Source organism: Tsuneonella sediminis, from assembly GCF_051912845.1.
Classification (GTDB): Bacteria; Pseudomonadota; Alphaproteobacteria; order Sphingomonadales; family Sphingomonadaceae; genus Tsuneonella; species Tsuneonella sediminis.
The window spans coordinates 2,073,837-2,092,617 of record NZ_JBNCBU010000001.1 but is presented as its reverse complement, the minus strand read 5'-3'; the positions used below and the strand labels follow the sequence as shown (position 1 = coordinate 2,092,617).

Here is an 18,781-nt window from a genome sequence, read left to right as displayed (position 1 = left end):
AGAGTAGTGTCCCTATCCAAAGAGAACATTCGGGTTGCTTGGGACTAAGTTTGGGGGAATCCGAATGGCGCACGCGCGCGCAAGCCTCTGCTATTGGCTGGCAGCTACCTCCATGTCGGCGGCAGTGGCAGGAGTGGGTGGACCGGCATTCGCCCAGGCCCTGCCGGCTCCGACCGGAGCTCCGACTCGCGACGAGCTTGAATCCATCAGCCGGCCCAAGGCGGGGCCCCCTGCGCAGCTTTCGATCTCGGGGGGGATCGAGCGCTCGCCCTGTCCGTTGGCGGACCCGCAGTATCAGGACATTCCCGTCACGATCAGCAACGTCACCTTCAACAATCTGAAGGGGGCAGCTCCGACCGAACTCGAGGCGGCCTGGAAGCCCTTCGCCGGCCAGCCGCAATCGGTCGCCGTCATCTGCGAAATCCGCGACGCTGCGGCGACGATCCTGCGGAACAAGGGCTACCTCGCCGCGGTCCAGGTGCCGACCCAGCGGATCGAGAATGGCGAGGTGCGGCTGGAAGTCCTCTATGCCCGCATCAGCGCGATCCGTGCCCGCGGCGAGACACGGGGGGCGGAACGCAAGCTCGAGGAATATCTCGGGCGCCTCGGCGAGGACGAGGTCTTCAATCGATACCGCGCCGAACGCTATCTCCTGTTCGCGCGCGACCTGCCCGGATATGACGTCCAGCTGACGCTCAAGCCCGCCGGCACCGCTCCGGGAGACCTGATCGGGGAGGTAACCGTCGTTCGCCGGCGCTACACCGTCGATCTCACGGTGCAGAACCTCGCCGCCGCCGAGACCGGCCGCTGGGGCGGACAGGTGCGCGCTCAGGCCTTCGGCCTGACCGGGCTCGGTGACGCGACTTCGCTGGGTTTCTATTCGACCGCCGACTTCGCTGAGCAGCAGATCGTCCAGGCGAGCCACCAGTTCCGGCCCGGGGGCGAGGGCCTCGTGGTCGGCGGCCAGTTCACCTACGCGTGGACCAAGCCCGATCTGGGGGCGGCCGCGCCCGCCGGACCCGAGCTGACGGCGCGTACGCTGTTCGCGCAGGTGAGCGCGCGCTATCCGGTAACCCGAACGCAGGGCCAAAACGTGTGGATCGGCGGCGGCTTCGACTTCGTCGACCAGGACGTCGATCTCATCGGCAAGCTGTCGCGCGACAAGCTGCGGATCCTCTGGCTTCGCGCCGACCTCGATTCGATCGACCTCGACAACATCCGCCCGAAATGGCGCGCGGGCGCCTCGTTCGAGGTTCGCAAGGCGATCGACCTGTTCGGCGCATCCCCGGGATGCGGCGGCGTCGGGTGCCCGGCGGGAACGACACCGCCGAGCAGGCTCGACGGCGATCCGACCGCTGGCCTCGTCCGCTTTTCCGGCGAGCTGGAATATGCGCTGGGTTCCGATATCGCGGTGGCGATCCAGCCCCGGGCGCAATACGCTTTCGACCCGCTGCTCAGCTTTGAAGAATTCACGGGCGGAAACTACACCGTCGGACGCGGTTACGATCCCGGCGCGATCCTGGGCGACAGCGGCGTAGGCGCGAGCGTGGAGCTTCGCGGCGGACGCTACAAGCTTCTCGAAAGCTCGGAACTGCGCGTCCAACCGTATGCCTTCGCCGACCGGGCCAAGGTCTGGAACAAGGGCCCTGGAGGCACGGACAGGCTGACTTCTGCGGGGGGAGGCATCCGCGCTTACCTGGGTGACCGGCTTCAGCTCGACGCCGGTATGGCCGTTCCGCTCGAAAGAACGGCAATCCAGACCACACGCGGGAAGGCCCGCTTCCTGCTGACACTATCGACGCGAATTCTTCCCTGGAGGACCAACTGATGCGCAAGGATCGCAGCCGCAGCGCGCTCGCCTACTGTTCCACGTTCGCGCTCGCGATCGGCCTCGTCGCCGGCGCGACCGAAGGCCGGGCGCAGTCGTTCCAGGGCAACGGCACCTTCTCGTCGGGAAGCGGGTCGATCTCCACCGGAACGGGGACGACGACGGTCGATATCACTTCTTCCGATGCCGTCATCAACTGGACGGTCTTCCCCGGCCTCGACACGACCAATCCTGGCGTCCCGATCATTTTCCAGCCCGCCGGCACGACAGCGACCTTCCAGTCGACGGCCGACTTTTCAGTGCTCAACCGCATCCTGCCGACCGACCCGAGCCGTCCGATCCAGTTCAACGGCACGGTCATCTCGCAGCTTCAGCTTCAGTCGAACGTTCCGGGCGGCACGGTCTATTTCTACACTCCCGGCGGGATCATCATCGGCTCCAGCGCCGTGTTCAACGTCGGCAATCTCGGCCTGACCAGCATCGATCCCGCGGTCGTCGGCGGCGTGTTCGAACAGTCCGGCGCCGGGGGCGAATTCGTGCAGTTCAACGGCGCCGTCCGCCCTGGATCGGCGGTAACCATCCAGCCGGGTGCGCAGATTACCGGGACTGCACCCGGCCTCGGCAGTTATCTCGCCATCGTTGCGCCGGTGATCAACCAGGGCGGCGCGATCGACGGCAAGCGGGTGTCGGCGCTCGTCAGCGCAGACGCCGCGACCATCACGCTTCGGACCGACGGCCTGTTCGACATCCAGGTCACGTCGGGCACCAGCGGGACGGGCACGACGCTGTCCCACACCGGCACCACGACCGGACCGGCCGGCGACATCGGAAATGCAAGCCGCATCTACATGGTCGCGGTCCCCAAGAACGACGCGATCACCATGGCGATCGGCGCGGGCAGTTCGCTCGGCTTCGATATTGCCGATGCCGCCGACGTGGACGGCAACGCCGTCGTTCTGTCTGCCGGTTACGACGTCCTTGCCGGTGAACCGTCCTTCGCGCCTTCGGCAGGCGGGGGCAGCGGACAGGCGTCGATCGCCATCACCGGTTCGCAGGACTTCACGTCCGCCGTCACGGCCAAGGCGACCTCGAACACCTTCGTCTTCGCCAATGGGGGCGAGGTAATCAACTTCGCCTCGAACCTCTCGGCGGCGGGGGCGCAGGGATCCTCCGATCCCAACTTCAACGGCGTGCAGGTTCGTGCCTCGGGCGCCGGCAGCGAGATCAACGTCGCGGGAACCCTCTTGGCCGAGGCGCTCGATCCCAAGATCGCGGCGCCCGCAAGCGGCTTTTCGGTCACCAACTTCGCCGCGGTTGACGCGGACGCAGGCGGGGCAATCACCGTCGGCGGGGATGTGATCGTCGAAAACAACCAGGCGGCAAGCGCGCCGGGTGCGGCAGTGACCACTGGGTCGGCTAGGATCGCGGCGAGTTCCGGGGGATCGATTGCCGTCGGCGGAAGCGCCTTCGTGGGTGCAAGTGCGTTCACCGACTTCAGCGGCAGCGCGACGGGCGGCAATGCCAGCGTAACCGCGTCAGGCGGCACTGTCGCGGTCGGGGGCGTCACCCGCGTGCACGCCTACGGGATCGCCGGGTCGAGCAATGGCGCCGGTGGTTCGGGGGGAACGGGGACCGGCGGAACGGCGATACTCTCGGTAAACGGCGGCGGAAGCTTCTCGACCGACGAGCTGAATGTCGCCGCCGATGGCGTCGGCGGCGCCGATTCGGGGAGCGGAGCCGGTGCCGGGTTTGGCGGCACCGCCCGCATATTCGCAAGCGACGCCGGATCCACGATCTCCGTCGCCAACGGCAATGTCACCGGGCAGGGCAACTTCGGCGACCTCGACTTTCTGTCGGCCGAGGCGTTCGGCGGCTGGACCAGTGGCGGCGGCGATGCGACGGGCGGTGCGGCAACCGGGGGCACCGCCACCATCGACGTGCTGAACGGTGCCGTTCTGAACGGCCCGGCGACGACCGGCAGCTTCGGCCTTATCCGGATCATCGCACGGGCGACGGGCGGCACCGCCACGGTCGGCGGCACGACCGGCGGTACGGCCACCGGTGGCAGCATTTTCATCACGGTCGACAACGCGACCATGACGTCGGCGGACCTCCTCCCCAGCTCCTTCGCTCAAGGCGGAGGCGTCCCCTTCTCGGTCGAGCCCCCCAGCGGTGTCGTCAACGGCGGCAATGCTTTCGGGGGCATTCGCAACGTAACGGTCCGCAATGGCGGCATCCTCACGACTGCGCTTCCTGGCGGAGGACCGGGCGCGGTGGGCGGCAATGGCACGGACGCCGGGCGGGGCGGCGATGCGAGCGGCGGCTCGGCGGACCTGACGGTGGACAACGCCACCTTCAACGCGACCGGCCAGACTCTCGTTTTCTCCCAGAATGCGGGAGGAAACGGAGGCATCGGCGGAAACGCGACGGGCGGCAGCGCCACCATTGCTGTCCTCAATGGCGGAACGATCACGGTCGACCCGCAGTCCACTGCGCCTCTGCTTCAGGTCAGTGCCAACAGTTTCGGAGGCAACAGCGCCGGGTTTGCCGGGACCATCGGCGGTAATGCCACCGCGGGCACGGCGCAGCTGTTCCTCGACAACGGCACGATCGACGCATCCTCTCTCATCGTTCAGGCGCGCGGCGTGGGTGGTGGCGGTCAGGTGGGACAAGCCGGCAACGGCACCGGCGGCACTGCGCGGCTGCAGATGCGCGGCGGAGCGATCCGCGGAGGTTCGTTGCAGGTAGACGCCAGCGGGGACGGCGGAACGCCGGATGAGGGCACCGACGGCAATGGAGGCAGCGGCCAGGGCGGGTTCGCCACCCTCGAGGCGACCGGCGGCTCGACCACGCTCGACTTCACGAATATCGAGGTCCGCGCGGACGGCCTTGGCGGCACCGGCGTCGGGACCGGGGGCAACGGCGGCGCGGGGATCGGCGGGGCCGCGCAGATATTCGCGACCAACGGTGCGACGCTCAATGCAACCGCATCGGAATTCCTCGTCGTCAACGTCGACGCATTCGGAGGGTTCGCTTCCGGGACGGGCGACGGGGGATCGGGCACCGCGGGATCGGCGCGGGTCATCGTCAACAACGGAAACGTGACCCTCAACGGCGATCTGGAGGTCGACGGCAACGCGGTGGGCGGCGACGGGGTGAACGGCGGGCACGGTTTTGCCAACCCCGATCCCAACGCACATAACGCCTTCATCGGGGTGAACAACGGCAGCCTCACGGTGACCGGCTTCACCGCTCTTGACGGAGACATCTCCGGGGGCGACGGCCGGGACGGCGGTAACGGCGGCAACGCGGGCAGCGGTTTTGCGCAAGTGTTCGCCGGCGACAACAACGGAACCGGCCTGCGCGGCACCATTTCGCTCCAGGACGTCATAATCGAGGCCAGCTCGAACGGGGGCTCGGCCTTCGGGACCGGCAACGGCGGGACCGCCGGCTCGGGCCGCGCATGGATGTTCGTCAACGGCGGTGACATCGATGTCGGCGGCTTCCTCGAGCTGGAAGCGGACGCGACAGGCGGCGACGGCGTCAACGGCGGTGATGCCATCAGCGTGCGGCCTTTCCGCACCCCGCGGGCGCTGATCGGATCGTTCAACGGAACGATCGACGTCGCTGGAACGGCGGTCTTCAGTGCCGCAACATTTGGCGGCAACGCGACCCAGCCCGGCGGCGGCAGAGGGGGCACGGCCTTTTCCGGCACCGCGGGCATCGAAGCGCAAAGCGTCAACGGACCGAGCCGGGTTTCGGTCGGTGACCTCGTCATCGACGTCAGCGCTTCGGGTGGTTTCGGCGGCGAAGGCCTTTCCGGCCAGGCCGGCGGGGTCGGCGGCGATGCCTACGGCGGTTTTGCCTTTGCCCTCGGCAATGCCGGGCGCGGGGTACTGGAGGTCAATGGCACCACGACCGTTCTCGCCGACGGCTTTGGCGGTTTTGGAGGTGCCGGCGGCAGCGGGGGTACAACCGCGCCGGGCGCGAACGGCGGCACGGGCGGGCGCGGCTTCGGCGGCGGCATGAACATCGGGACCGCCAGCGGCGTTGACACCCCCAGCAACACCGGCTCAGCGACTTTCGGAGTGGTCAATGCGGTGGCGCGCGGGTTCGGCGGCGCGGGCGGCGACGGCGGATCGGGAACGACGGTGGGCAACGGGGGCAACGGGGGCTTGGGCTACGGCGGCTTCGCCGGCTTGCTCGTCCGCGGCTCTCCCGTGACGTTCGGCGATTTCATCTTCGACGGGTCAGGCTTCGGCGGAGACGGCGGCTTTGGTACAACGGCCGGCGCCGGGGGCGACGGGTATGCCGGCGATCTCGGTGTCACCGTGACGCAGCGGTTCAACCGCACCGAACGCGGGTCCCTGACCGCGGGCAACATCGTCTTCAGCGCCCACGGCTTCGGCGGCACGGGATCGGTCGACGGGCTTTCCTTCTACTCGGCAGGGGGCGGCACCGAGGGCGGATTGTTCATCCGCCAATCCGACGTCAACGTGAACAGCATCTCGCTGACGACGACCGGAGACTCGGCACCGAACGCCTCGACGACGGTTCTCCAGGTTCTCGATACGACGACCGGCGTTCCCGTCCTCGCGCCCGTGACGGTGACGGCCCAGCCGTTCAACTTGCTGGCCTCACAATCGACGGTGAACATCGCGAGCGGGCTGAGCATCTCGACGCCCGGGCAGATGCTGGTGTCGCTCGACAATTCTGCCGTGAACACCGGGGCCCTGACGCTCCATGCGGGCAACTTCGTCCTTCCCGCGACGCGCCCCGCAACCCTCGGCACGTTTACCGTCGGAAGCTTGCCGTCGATCGCGACGGGGCTCGACTTCCTGGCCTATGCGAACTTCGCGTTCCCCGGAGGGTTCCTGCTCGATCTCGACGGTTCGGTGCTGACCGGCAGCATCGCCACCGACGGCGACATCGAACTGCTCGCGGCAGGTTCGATCACGACCGATGCGCTGACAGGCGCGGGCGTCACCCTCGACGCGGGTTCGTCGCTGGCCACCGGAGCGATCGTTTCCGGCCAGACGATCGACCTTACGGCGGGTGGGGCAATCACCACCGGCGCCCTGACGTCGGGCGACAGCGTCTTCGTCGACGCCGGAGGAGCGCTCGTCACCGGGGCGGTGTCCGCGGGCCTCGTAAACCCGGTTTCATCCCCTGTGGACGGCTACCGTATCGGCCTGCGCTCGCAGGTCGGCATAACGGCCGGAAACCTGTCCGCCGCGACTGCGATCGGCGTCTCGTCGCCCGGCGCTATCGCGGTTGGCGACGTAAACGCATCGCAGCTGTTCCTCGCGCTGCCCGGCACGTCGCTGACGACGGGCTCGATCACGACTTCCGGCGCAGGCCAGATATATATCGCCAGCAATTCGATGGAGGCGCTTGGCGGCACCGTCGGCGGCGGGTTCGATCCGGCGCCGATCCTCGCGTCGCAGCCGGTCCCGGTGGGAGGTCCGGTAACGATATCGGGCCAGATCCTGACCGGCATCCTGCGAGGTGCATCGACCGGCCTGTTCCAGACCAACACCATCGGGGCGACCTCGGTCCAGCTCAGCGGCGATGCAGGCCTGCGGGTCCTCAGCACGACGGCTTCGGGTTCGATCGACCTGCGCTCCACTGCGGGCGCCGTGAGCACCGACAACCTCAACGCCGGCGATTCGGTGTTCATCGCCGCGGCGAACGGAGTGACGATAAACGGGTCCGCCCAGGCCGGGATTGCCAATCCCAGCACCGCACCGGGCGCGCAATACAAGGTGGCCATCGCCGGCGGGTCGGGTCCGGTATCGGCGGGCGCCGTGAGCGCGCTTCGTGACCTCGGAATCCAGACCTCGGGCGCCATCACGACCGGCAACCTAGCGGGCCGCGACGTGCTGTTGCTGGCAGGCGGCAGTCTGACGACCGGCTCGATCACTGCACCGGGCGGTGCTGTCTATTTCGGCAACGCATCGGCGGCGGGCTCGGTGAACAACGTGTTCCAGCCGTTCCGCGGCGCGAACGGCATGCTGCCGATCTTCAGCGCAGTGCCGATCGCCATCGGCGGGTCGGCGAGCTTCGGCGGAGCAATCCAGGCAAACAGCCTGTGGGGTGCCGGAACGGGCGCATTGAGCGCGCAGGGGATTTCTGCCTCCAGCTTCATCGACCTGTCCTTCGGCGGCTTGGCGACCGTTGGGGGCGCCTGGCGATCTCCCGGCATCACGGTCGTTTCGGGCGATATCGCGATCACCTCCGCCGGATCGCTGGATGCGCTGTCGTCGTCTGGCGTAATCGAACTTGCCACGACGAACGCGGCGGGCATGTTCATCGGCGACGGCCTTGGGTCCCCGGCGGGTTACGTCCTCGACAATGCAGAGTTCGCCCGGATCCGGGGGGGCGAGATCGTGATCGTCGGTGCCGACACCGCACAGGCGACCGACATGACCATCGGCAACCTGACGGTCACGGGCAGCCAGCTCTACGGGGCCGGGGGCACGCTGATCCTGGCCACCGGAAACCGCGAGACCGAGACGCCCGCGGGTATTCTTCGTGTCTCGGGGGCAATCAACGCGACCGATTTTGCCGCATCGACGGCGCTCGGCCTCTTGTCCGGGACGGTCGAAATCGAGGCGACCGGGGGCTCGGTCCGGCTAGCCGACCCCTCGGGCGGCCTCGGTGGGATCGTGTTCATCGAAGCGAACAACATCCATGTCGCGAGCGAAGAAATCCTCACGCGACTGCGGGCCGATCCCCGCTACCAGGGCGTGATCGCCGATATCAATCGGCCGCTGGCGGTTGCCCGACCCGAAGGCGTGCTGAACGCCGCCGGACTCGAGATCTTCCCGACCGACACCTTCTACATCCAGAACACCGGCACCGCGCAGGTTCCGGCGGGTTTCCTGACCACCTTCGAAAACAGCGAGGTGACCGTTGCCGGCACGCCGCCGTCGGGAGGTGCGCAGATCGTTATCAACGGGCAGTTCCAGACCAGTACCGGCACCGTGTCCGGGGCGGCCGCTTTCGCGCTCGTACAGGCCGACCCCACCCCCGACAGCGAGCAGTTCGCCGGTTTCAGCAGCAACAGCCAGCTCAACGGGTGCGTCTTCACGACCGGGGCGTGCACCACCGGGACGAGAGACCCGGTCGCATCGATCGCGAGCACGATCACGGTGGTCCAGGCGACGCCGCTTGCACCGGCGCCGGTGGCGCCGCCGACTGCGGAATCCGGGTCGTCCGGCGACGGTTCGGGCGAAAACGAAGATGCTGGCCAGGAGCAGGAGGAAGAAAGCGAGAGCGCCGCGGCATCGGCCCCGATCGCCCCCCCTTCCCCGCTCATCAACACGCGGGACCTCAACCCGGTCGTCAATGTCGTCGAACCGGTCGCCGGAGCGGGTAACCCTGCGCTGCTGGGTTCCGCAGTGCCCGAAGACACCCCGGCCGGAGACAATCCATGATCGATCGTATCTTCGCCGCGGCCTCGGCGGGAGCCATTGCGATTGCGCTTGCCACCCCCGTGATGGGCCAGTCCAACACTCCGCTGTCTGTCCGCAATTCGTTCCGCGTCGGGACCTCGGGGGTCGCCTGCACCGCCCAGAACGCGCCATCCGATCCGCGCATCGGCGGGATGTTCGACCGGGCGTACCGGCTGAGTTGCCGCGATGCCGCCGGCTCTGTCGGCAACGTGCTCGCGGTCCGGCGGACAGTGGCGTTGCTCCGCGAGCCCAATGGACCCGGGCTGCCGTCCCTCGATTGCGGGCAGGTCGCCCGCACGGAGATCGAGGGACTCGGCCCTGTCGAGATGGTCACCTGCCGCGACGAGGCCGCCAAGGTCGATTATCGCCGCTATGCCATCGAACGGGCGGGTACGGCCTACTTGGCCGAGGGCCTTGCCGGCTACGACCCGGCCTTGCGGCTCGCACTGGCCTCGATCGTCAGGGACGCGCCCCAGCCGGGCGAAATTCGCGTCGCCTCGACCGAGGTCAGCGATCCCGCGGCTTTTGCGCGCGTGCAGGCGGGCCTGCTGGAGGCAGCCGACGCGGTGGAAGAAGGGTACACGCGCAACAATGGCGGCCGGTTTGCCGAATCCGCGGAGTTTTTCGAAGCCGCCGCCGCGCGCAATCGCGACAATCCGCGCCGGCATGCCGAATCGCTGCTCAACCAGGGGCTGCAGCTGTCGAACTTGGGCAACTTCGAAGGCGCGCGCCGGATGTTCGACCAGGCGACGGGGGCCGTCCCGCGCGGCGACGGGGTGGGCCAACGACTGCTGCGCAACTACCGCGCGATCGACATGCTCAACCAGGGCCGCTCGGCCGATGCGCTGTCCGCTCTCAGCGAGCCGGTCCCTCCCGTCAGCGACGAGGCACTGGAAGAGGCGCTTCGCGCGGGCGTGATCAATCTCAGCCTGTCGGACCAGATCAATCGCGAGAACCTGGCCCTGCAGAGGCTCGGCGGCCTCGATCCCGGCCTGACCGAGCAGGAGCGAGCCGAAGTTCTCGACGGGCAATCGAAACTGCTCGCCGGCATCGCGCACCGGCAGCTGGGCGACCTCGACAGGGCGACGGGCCTGTTCGAGGAAGCGGCGAAAGCGATCGACGCAGTGCGCGACGGCCGTGTCGTTTCGACCGGGTTCCTGCGTTCCGAAATCCAGATGGAACTCGCCCTGATCGCCGAGGCGCAGGGCCGCCTTGAAGACGCGCGAAGTGCGTTCGACAACGCCGTTGCCGCGATCGGCAACTCCTATCCCAATTCCCCTGCCCTGCTGGCGGCAAGGGCGCGCAAGGCCTCGTTCCTGAGCCGCAGCGGAGACGTTGCCGGGGCGCGAAGGCTTTACGAAGACGTGGTGAAGGCAGCTCCCGGGGTCCCTGACGTCGGGCCGACGCTGCGCTCGCTGCTGGGGCCGTACTTCAAGCTGCTGGCGCGTGCGGGCGATGCCGACGCGGCAGCGGCCACGTTCAGCGCTTCCCAGGTGCTCGAGCGGCCGGGCGTCGCGCAGACCCAGGCGGTCCTCGCCCGCCAATTGTCCGACGGCAACGACGAGGCGGCGTCGCTCTTCCGGCTCGCCATCAGGCGCGGGCGCGAAATCGCCCGGCAGGAAGTGGAAATCGCACGCCTTCAGGCCATCGAAGAACCCACCGCGGAGGACACCGAGAGACTGCGGGGTGCCGAGGCCATGCTTGCCGCTTTCCGGCAGGAACAGGCCGCGCTGACATCGCAGCTGTCGGCATTTCCGAGGTACCGCGCGCTTGCCCCGCAGTCGCTCGAACTCACCGATCTCCAGAAGGGGCTGAAGGCCGGCGAAGGGTACTACAAGCTCATCGTGGTCGGTCAGGACCTCTACGGGCTGATGGTCACCTCGGCTGGCGCGCGTGTCCTGCCCCTCGACGGGCAAGTCAGCGACCTCGAGAAGGAAGTCCAGACGATCCGCGACAGCGTGGTGACCGTCCTGGGCGGCCAGACGATCAACCTTCCGTTCGATGTCGAAGCCGCGCGCAAGCTGTACGTGAAGCTGTTCGGACAGGTCGATGCCGAGGTCCAGTCGCTGGACCACCTCATTTTCGAGCCCGACGGTCCCATGCTGCAACTGCCGCCGAACGTGCTGGTGACCGCGGACAAGGGGGTCACCGCCTACAAGGAGCGGATGAAGAACCCCCGCGCGGACGAGTTCGATTTTACGGGCGTCGACTGGCTCGGGCGCGGGCGGAAGGTTTCGATCGCGGTGAGCCCGCGGGGCTTCCTCGACATTCGCGCGCTCGAGCCGTCGAGGGCGCCGCGCAATTATCTCGGCCTGGGTAGCAATGCCTTGCCGCAGGAGCGCCCGATCGGCGTCGTAGCAAGCGAGTGCGACTGGCCGCTGGCGGTCTGGCAGCGGCCGATCGCGCCCGACGAGTTGTTTTTCGCGCAAACTCGCCTGACGAGCGGTGCGAGCGAGGTACGCACCGGAGAGCAATTCACCGACAGCAAGCTGCTGAGCGACAAGACTCTGGACCAGTACAAGATCGTCCACTTCGCGACGCACGGTCTCGTGTCCGCGCCGCGCCGGGGCTGTCCGGCGCGCCCGGCCCTCGTTACTTCGTTCGGCGATTCAGGTTCGGATGGACTCCTGAGCTTCCGCGAGATCTTCGATCTCAATCTGGATGCGAACCTCGTCATCCTCTCCGCGTGCGATACGGCTGGCATGGCCACGGTAAGCGCCTCGCGCGAAGCCGGCGTCACGACCGGCGGCAACTACGCTTTGGACGGGCTGGTACGGGCATTCGTGGGTGCCGGTGCGCGGACCGTCCTTGCAAGCCATTGGCCCGTGCCGGACGATTTCGACGCGACCAAGCGCCTGATAAGCGGGCTTCTCGACGCTGGTCCCGACGTTCCGCTGGCCCAGGCGCTCGACAAGGCGCAGCAGGGTCTCATGGATGATCCCGACACGTCCCATCCATTCTACTGGGCCGCGTTCGTCATCGTAGGCGACGGAGCGAAGCCGATCCTCGCGACCCGTTAGGAGGGCGGCAGGGACGGGCGAGCTTAGGGCGCGCGCGCCTACCCGTGACGCGGGGCGATGCCCCTGCCCTTTCGCAAACCGTGAAGAGAGCCGCGGCAGCGGGTGCCGCGGCTCCTTGCGATACCGGGGCTAGAACTTCACCTCGGCCGCGATCGTGAAGGACCGGCCGCGCGGATCGGCAACGCGCGGCTCCCACGAGCTTCCGCCGCCGGTGTTGCTGTCGTAGCTGATCGCGAACGGCGGGTCCGTGTCGAACAGGTTCTTGATCCCCGCCGACAGGCGAAGGCCCTCGAGCCCCGTGAACGCCACCGACAGGTTGTAGATCACGTATTCGTCGACCCGATCGACGGTGTTGGGCCGCGTGGTCGTGCCATTGGCGATGCCGGGAAGCACTTGGTTCGTGTACCCGCTGCGGAAGATCTGGGTCAGCGTGGTGGTCCACATGTCGGTGCGATAGCTGATGAACGCGTTGTGCTTCCACTTGAGGCCAAGGTCGCCGCTGAACGCGAAGACGCCGAGCCGGTCCTGGAAAGGCCCGCCGGCGATGACCTGCTCCTTCTTCTTGGTCAGGTAGGTGGCGTCGAGCCCCGCATCGAGCCGCCCCGAAAGAGCGTCGATACCGCCGCGAACGGCAATCTCGAACCCTTCGGTCTTCGATCCGCCGAGGTTGGTGACGCGCAGGTCGATCGCCTGGAGCGGCCCGTTCGCCTGATCCCGTATGAACAACTGGGGCACGAGCGCGAAGTTGTTCAGCGCCTGGGTCAGCGACAGCGCCTGGATGGTACCTTCACGGTCGATGCTGAAGAAATCTACCGAGGCGCTGAAATTGCGCGACGGCTCGAACACGGCGCCGAGGCTGTACATCTTGGCCGTTTCGGGCTCGAGATCCCGGTTGCCGCCACTGAGGAGGTCGATCGACCGCACGAGCGATTCGCAGCCGGGCACGTTTTCGTTCACCACGCCGCTCGGGCAGCGGAACGGGTCCACGATCGCGCCGCCGGTGTAGAGCGATTCGAGCGTTCCGTTGAACAACTGGTTGAAGGCGGGCACCCGGAAAGCGGTGTTGTAGTTGCCGCGGAACATCAGCGCGGAAAACGGGCGGAACTTGAAGCTCGCCATCGGATTGGTCGTGGTTCCGAAGTCGCCGTAGTCGTCGACGCGTCCCGCCACCGTCACCTCGAGGCTGTCGAGGACAGGGATAAGGACCTCGGCATAAGCCGCCTTGATCTCGCGGGAGGCGCCGGCGAGCTGGTTTGCATCGTCGAACGGGGCGGCGATGATGGTCGGGCGAGTGGCCGCCTCGCGCTCGTCCCCGTTGAAGCGGTATTTCTCCTTCCGGTAGTCGACGCCGATGGCCGCCCGTACGGTGCCGGCGGGAAGGTCGAACAGCCCGCCCGATATCGAGGCGTCGGCCTGCGTCACCGAGTACTTGCCGCCGTAAAGGACCACGCCCTCGGCGGACACCGCCTCGAGCGCCGCGAGCGCGGCGGCACTCTGCGATTGGCCGGGCAGCAGGAAGGGATTGAGCAGGCCGCTGTTCAGCAATCCGATCAGGCCTCTGCGCGTGGCTCCCGGCGCCAGCGGCGCATTCGGATCGTCAGCCCCGCTCCCGGTCGTCCCGCGGTAATAGTAACCGGTCCCCAGCGTCGATTTCGACTGGCTCTCCGCATAGGAAATGCCGGTCCGGTAATCCCATCCTCCGAACAGCGGGCCGTCGAGGCCCAGAGTGTAGCGCGCGGTCTGGGTATCGGTCACGATCTCGCGGCGTCCGCATTCGACGCAGCGGAACCGGTACGACAGCGCCGCCGGCGCGCGCGCGGCGAGGGCGGGAAAAACCCGCAGCAACTCGCTGTAGACGAACGCGTAGCCCGGGGCGCCGACCGGATGCGCATAGTTCTGCGTGGTCGTGTTCGGCGTGATCTGGACTTCCGAGAAACGTTTCGCCGCGGTCGCGTCCGAACCTGTCGCCTCCACGGTGACCTCGTGCTCGCCGAACCTCGCGACGCCGCGACCGAACCATGTCAGCGTCTCGAGCGGCTGCTGGAGAACGGCCGACCGGCCCGTGTCGAAGGCGCAGGCCAGTCCCGCGGTCGGGGTCGCCCAGAGTTCAGCGTCGTAGGGCCCCTGCCCCGCGATGACACCGCAACCCAGCCCCCCGGGAAGGTCGAGAACGTTGATGCCGCCACTCGCTAGCGTCGTCGTACCGGGAATGAACGGGGTCGAGGCCGCGTTCGGGAAGAAGGTGCCGGCGAGGGGAAAGATCGTCGCGAACGGCGTGCCGCGGGTATCAGGCGACAGGCCGCGATCGGGCTGGAACGTGTTCACGAAATCGCGCTGGTCGCCGCGAAGCTCCGGCATGTCGCTGAAACTGACGGCGGCCATGACGTTGAAGCCCTGCTCGCGCAGATCTCCGTAACCGGCGATCGCGGAGGTCCGGTAGATGGTGTGATCGCCGCCTTCCGCGATGTCCGCGAACGCCTGCAGCCCTACGCCCTGGTAGTCCTTGCGCATGATGAAATTGATCACGCCACCGATTGCGTCGGTGCCGTAGATCGCCGAGGCGCCTTCCTTAAGGACCTCGACCCGCTCGATCGCCGCAAAAGGGATCTGGTTCACGTCCACTGCCGAACCCTGGAGCCCGTGGGCTGCGACCCGGCGGCCGTTGAGGAGGACGAGGGTCGCGCCCGATCCCTGACCGCGAAGGTTGGCGAACGACGCGCCGTTGTTGCCCCGTTGCTGCCCGCTAACCACGTCGGCGTTGCTCGCCAGGTTGTCTGACCCGGTTCCGTTGGTGGTGAGGTAGCCGATCAGCTGTTCGGGGCTGCTGATGCCGTTGCGCTGAAGCTCCTGCGTCGTGACAATCTGCAGCGGCAGCGCGCTGTCGTTCGGATCCCGGCGGATGCGCGATCCGGTGACGAGGATCTCCGACCCCTGTCCGCTGCTCGTGTCCGCCGTCGCCGGCGCACCAGATGCAGGGGTCTCCGCACCGGTCGGGGTCGGAGCGGGCTGCGTAGTGGTCTGCGCATCGGGCGTGGTCTGCGCCAGGGCGGTGGCCGGCATCGTTGCCGACACCGCCGCAAGGGCCGTTCCCGCGGCCAGTACGGTCTTCAACGACATGGAAGCTAGCATTACGATCCCCCCGTTTGCGCGTTTCGCGCAGCATCAAGTCCTAAGAGCAAAGCAAGGCCATCGGCCATACTTTCTATCGGGTGCCCCATAACCGGCGTGCATTTCGCAAACAGCCGGAACGCAGCGAGTTGTGCACAGAGTAATGGCACGGCTCAGGCCAAAATTTCGCGATACCGGCCCCCGCCCAGACCGGCCCCATGCAGCCCCTCCTTCAGGAAAGCGAATGGCGCTGCCTGTTGCGGACAGACGTCATCTTTGATTTCGCTCGGGCAACAACGGACTCGCCGTTATTACCCTCTTTTCGGGCAGCTGAAATTATGGTTCATCCCGCCGCAGTAAATCCTGAGAGGATCTCACCATGACAATTACCCGGAATCGACTGCGTCTTGCCTGCGCCTCGCTTGCCGTCGCGACCGCCACAATGGCCATTGCCGCTCACGGTCAGGACATCCGGCCCGACGAGAGCATGACGACTGATGCAAGGGGTGCCTCCGCGCAGGACGGGGTTCCGATTGTCGTGACCGGATCGCGAATCCGGCGCAATCCGCTCGACCAGGATGCCCCGGTGGTTTTCGTCGATGAAGGCGACATTGCCAAGACCGGCCTCAATTCGGTCACCGACGTGCTCCAGCGGCTGCCAAGTTCGGGGGGCGGCCTGAACTCCAAGTTCAACAATTCGGGCAACCTCGGCAACCCGCCCGACGGCGGCGGCGTCGGCGCGGGGTCGGCAGAGGTCGACCTGCGCTACCTGGGCTCGCGCCGGGTTCTCGTGCTCGTCGATGGTCTGCGGTTCGTCAACGGCGCCTCGGCCAGCGGCGTGCCGGGGTCGACCGACCTCAACTCGATCCCCGAAAGCGCCATCGAGCGAGTCGAGGTGCTGCAGGACGGCGCGTCCGCCATCTACGGCTCCGACGCGATCGCCGGCGTGGTCAACATCATCACCAAGCGCGCGCAGGACGGCATCCGCGCCTCGGCCCAGGTCAGCGGCTACCAGCAGGGAGACGGCGTCACCACCAACCTGCAGGCGAGCTGGGGCAATGGCGGCGACGGACCGCTGCAGATCGTCGTCGGTGGCAGCTACATCGACCAGAACCCGGTCTTTTCGGGCACGCGGGCGCTTTCTGCCTTTCCGGAGCCCTACGACGTTCGCTGCCAGGCGACCTGCTCGAGCTTCACGCCGAACGGCCGCTACACCGGCTCCATCTTCGTCGGTGGCAATGCGACGCTGATCGCGCCGGTCATAGGGCGCCGGCCGACGCCGGCCGATTTCCGCGGCTTCAACAGCCCGGCCGATCGTTTCAACTTCCAGCCCTTCAACTATCTGCAGGTACCGCTGGAACGCATCGGGGCGTTCGGCAACCTGTCCTATGAACTGGGCGAGAACACCAGCTTCTCGATCAAGACGCTTTACAACCAGCGCAAGTCGAAGAACCAGGCGGCGCCGTTGCCGTTCGGCATCGGGCCGACCTCCGGCTTGACCCCCGTCCTCAGCAACATCGTCGTCAGCGCGAGCAATCCGTTCAATCCGTTCGGCGTCGACCTCGGCGGTCCCAACGGCAACGTGAATGCGATCTTCCGGCGCTTCCTTGAAGGCGGTCCGCGCCGCTTCAGCCAGACAGTCGACACCTATTACGGCGTCGCGACGCTGGACGGCAACTTCGACGTCGGCGGCAGCGACTGGTTCTGGGACGTCAATGCCTCGTACGGCAAGAACAAGGCCAAGCAGACGATGCTCGGCAACATCGATTCCAGCAAGCTGCGCCAGGCGCTGGGCCCGATCTCGGCCTGCACCGGCTCGTGCGTACCGTTCAACCTTTTCGGCGGCTTCGGCTCGATCACCCCCGCGATGATCGACTTCGTCACGTTCGAACAGAACGACAGCAGCGAGCAGACCCAGTTCGACCTGACGGCCAACGTATCGGGCGAGCTCTTCCAGCTTCCCGGCGGCCCGCTCGGGCTGGCGCTGGGCGCGCAGTACCGCGACCTCAAGGGCCGGTTCGATCCTGACCCTGTGGTGGCGGCCGGCTTCAGCTCCGACATTCCGGCTCGTCCCACCCGTGGCGGCTACGATGTGAAGGAAGCGTATGCCGAGGTGAACGCCCCGCTCTTGGCGGGCATTCCGTTCATCCGGCTTCTCGAGCTCAACGGCGCGGTGCGCGTGTCGGATTACTCGACTTCCGGGTCGACCACGACGCTCAAGGGCGGGGTGAACTGGAAGCCGATCGACGACCTGCGGCTGCGCGCCACCTATGCCGAAGGGTTCCGCGCCCCTTCGATCGGCGAGCTGTTCGGATCGCAGTCGCGCTTCGACGAGGTTCTCGACGATCCGTGTTCCTCGCATGCGGCGAATGCGGCGCCCCGCCGGTTCCAGAACGACGCGGCGATCCGACAGGCGTGTATCGCGGCCGGCGTGCCCGCAAATGGCAGCTACCAGCAGGCCAACGCGCAGATCTCGGTAACGACCGGCGGAAACCAGGCGCTGCTGCCCGAAACGAGCGAAAGCTGGGTGGTCGGCGGGGTGTACAGCCCGTCGTTCATTCCCAGGCTCTCGATCGAGGCGAACTGGTACAAGATCAGGATCGAGGGAGCGATCCAGGCGATACCGCGCGCGACCACGGTTACCAACTGCCTGGTCACTGGCGACCCGGCCACCTGCAGCCTGGTCACCCGCGTCAACGGACAACTCACCGAGGTGCAGGGATTCCTGCAGAATATCGCGGCGATCCGTACCCGCGGGATAGACGTCAACGTCTCGTATCGCGGGCTCGAGACCGGCATCGGCCGCCTGGGCTTCACCTGGGCCAACACCTTCCTCGAGAATTACGACGTCATCGTCCCGGGCCCCACCGGCGATCAGCTCCTCAGCCGGGAGGGCACGCAAGTGGGCTCGCCGGCCCAGTCGTTCCCGCGCTGGAAATCGATCGGTATCCTCGATCTCGAGGGGGACGAAGTGGGCCTGACCCTCACCGGGCGCTACACGTCGAAGCTGCGCGAAACCAACAACGTGATGAAATCGGTATTCTATACCGACGCGCAACTGCGTTTTCTCGTAGGCCCGGATGACCGCTTTGGCTTTGCGGTCGGTGTGAACAACCTGTTCGATGTCGCCACGCCGGGATGCGTGACCTGCGAATCGAACAATTTTGCCCAGTCGGCCCACGATGTCCCGGGCCGCTATTTCTACGTCCGCGCCAACATGCGGATGTGAACGTACCGAGCCGCGGCCTCTTCTCTCCGAAAGGGAGAGGCCGCGGCCATCTTTATTGCCTCGACTGATCAAAACCGTCGGGGATCGGGGCGGAAAGCGGAATTTTAGCCGAGGTTCGTCGACAGGCTGCTTCGGAGCC

Annotated in this window: 5 protein-coding genes; 4 read left to right on the top strand and 1 reads right to left on the bottom strand. The window is 67.0% G+C overall.

The annotated features are described in order from the left end of the window. Positions 1–112 precede the first annotated feature (112 nt). From ACPV3N_RS10480 to ACPV3N_RS10470, 3 genes are read left to right on the top strand one after another with little or no spacing between them, the layout of a single operon-like run. A complete protein-coding gene (locus ACPV3N_RS10480) occupies positions 113–1,828 on the top strand; it encodes a ShlB/FhaC/HecB family hemolysin secretion/activation protein (protein ID WP_440117334.1) in 1,716 nt (571 codons plus the stop codon). Next, entirely contained in the window at positions 1,828–9,267 is a 7,440-nt protein-coding gene (locus ACPV3N_RS10475) for a hypothetical protein (RefSeq protein WP_440117332.1), read from the top strand. Before ACPV3N_RS10480 ends, ACPV3N_RS10475 begins: the two co-directional genes overlap by 1 nt. Beyond that, positions 9,264–12,305, top strand: coding sequence for a CHAT domain-containing protein (locus ACPV3N_RS10470; RefSeq protein ID WP_440117330.1), 3,042 nt, complete (start codon positions 9,264–9,266; stop codon positions 12,303–12,305). The genes ACPV3N_RS10475 and ACPV3N_RS10470 overlap by 4 nt, the downstream gene beginning before the upstream one ends. A 129-nt stretch (positions 12,306–12,434) precedes the next feature. Here the strand turns inward: ACPV3N_RS10470 and ACPV3N_RS10465 are convergent, their stop codons facing one another. Further along, positions 12,435–15,422 carry a TonB-dependent receptor domain-containing protein gene (locus ACPV3N_RS10465; RefSeq protein ID WP_440117328.1) on the bottom strand — a complete coding sequence of 996 codons (2,988 nt, stop codon included), beginning with the start codon at positions 15,420–15,422 and terminating at the stop codon, positions 12,435–12,437. A gap of 370 nt (positions 15,423–15,792) precedes the next feature. Between ACPV3N_RS10465 and ACPV3N_RS10460 the strand changes: the two genes are divergently transcribed. Continuing rightward, positions 15,793–18,642 (top strand): TonB-dependent receptor domain-containing protein, encoded by a 2,850-nt coding sequence (locus ACPV3N_RS10460; RefSeq protein ID WP_440117326.1) that lies wholly within the window; start codon positions 15,793–15,795, stop codon positions 18,640–18,642. The last annotated feature ends 139 nt before the right edge of the window (positions 18,643–18,781 follow it).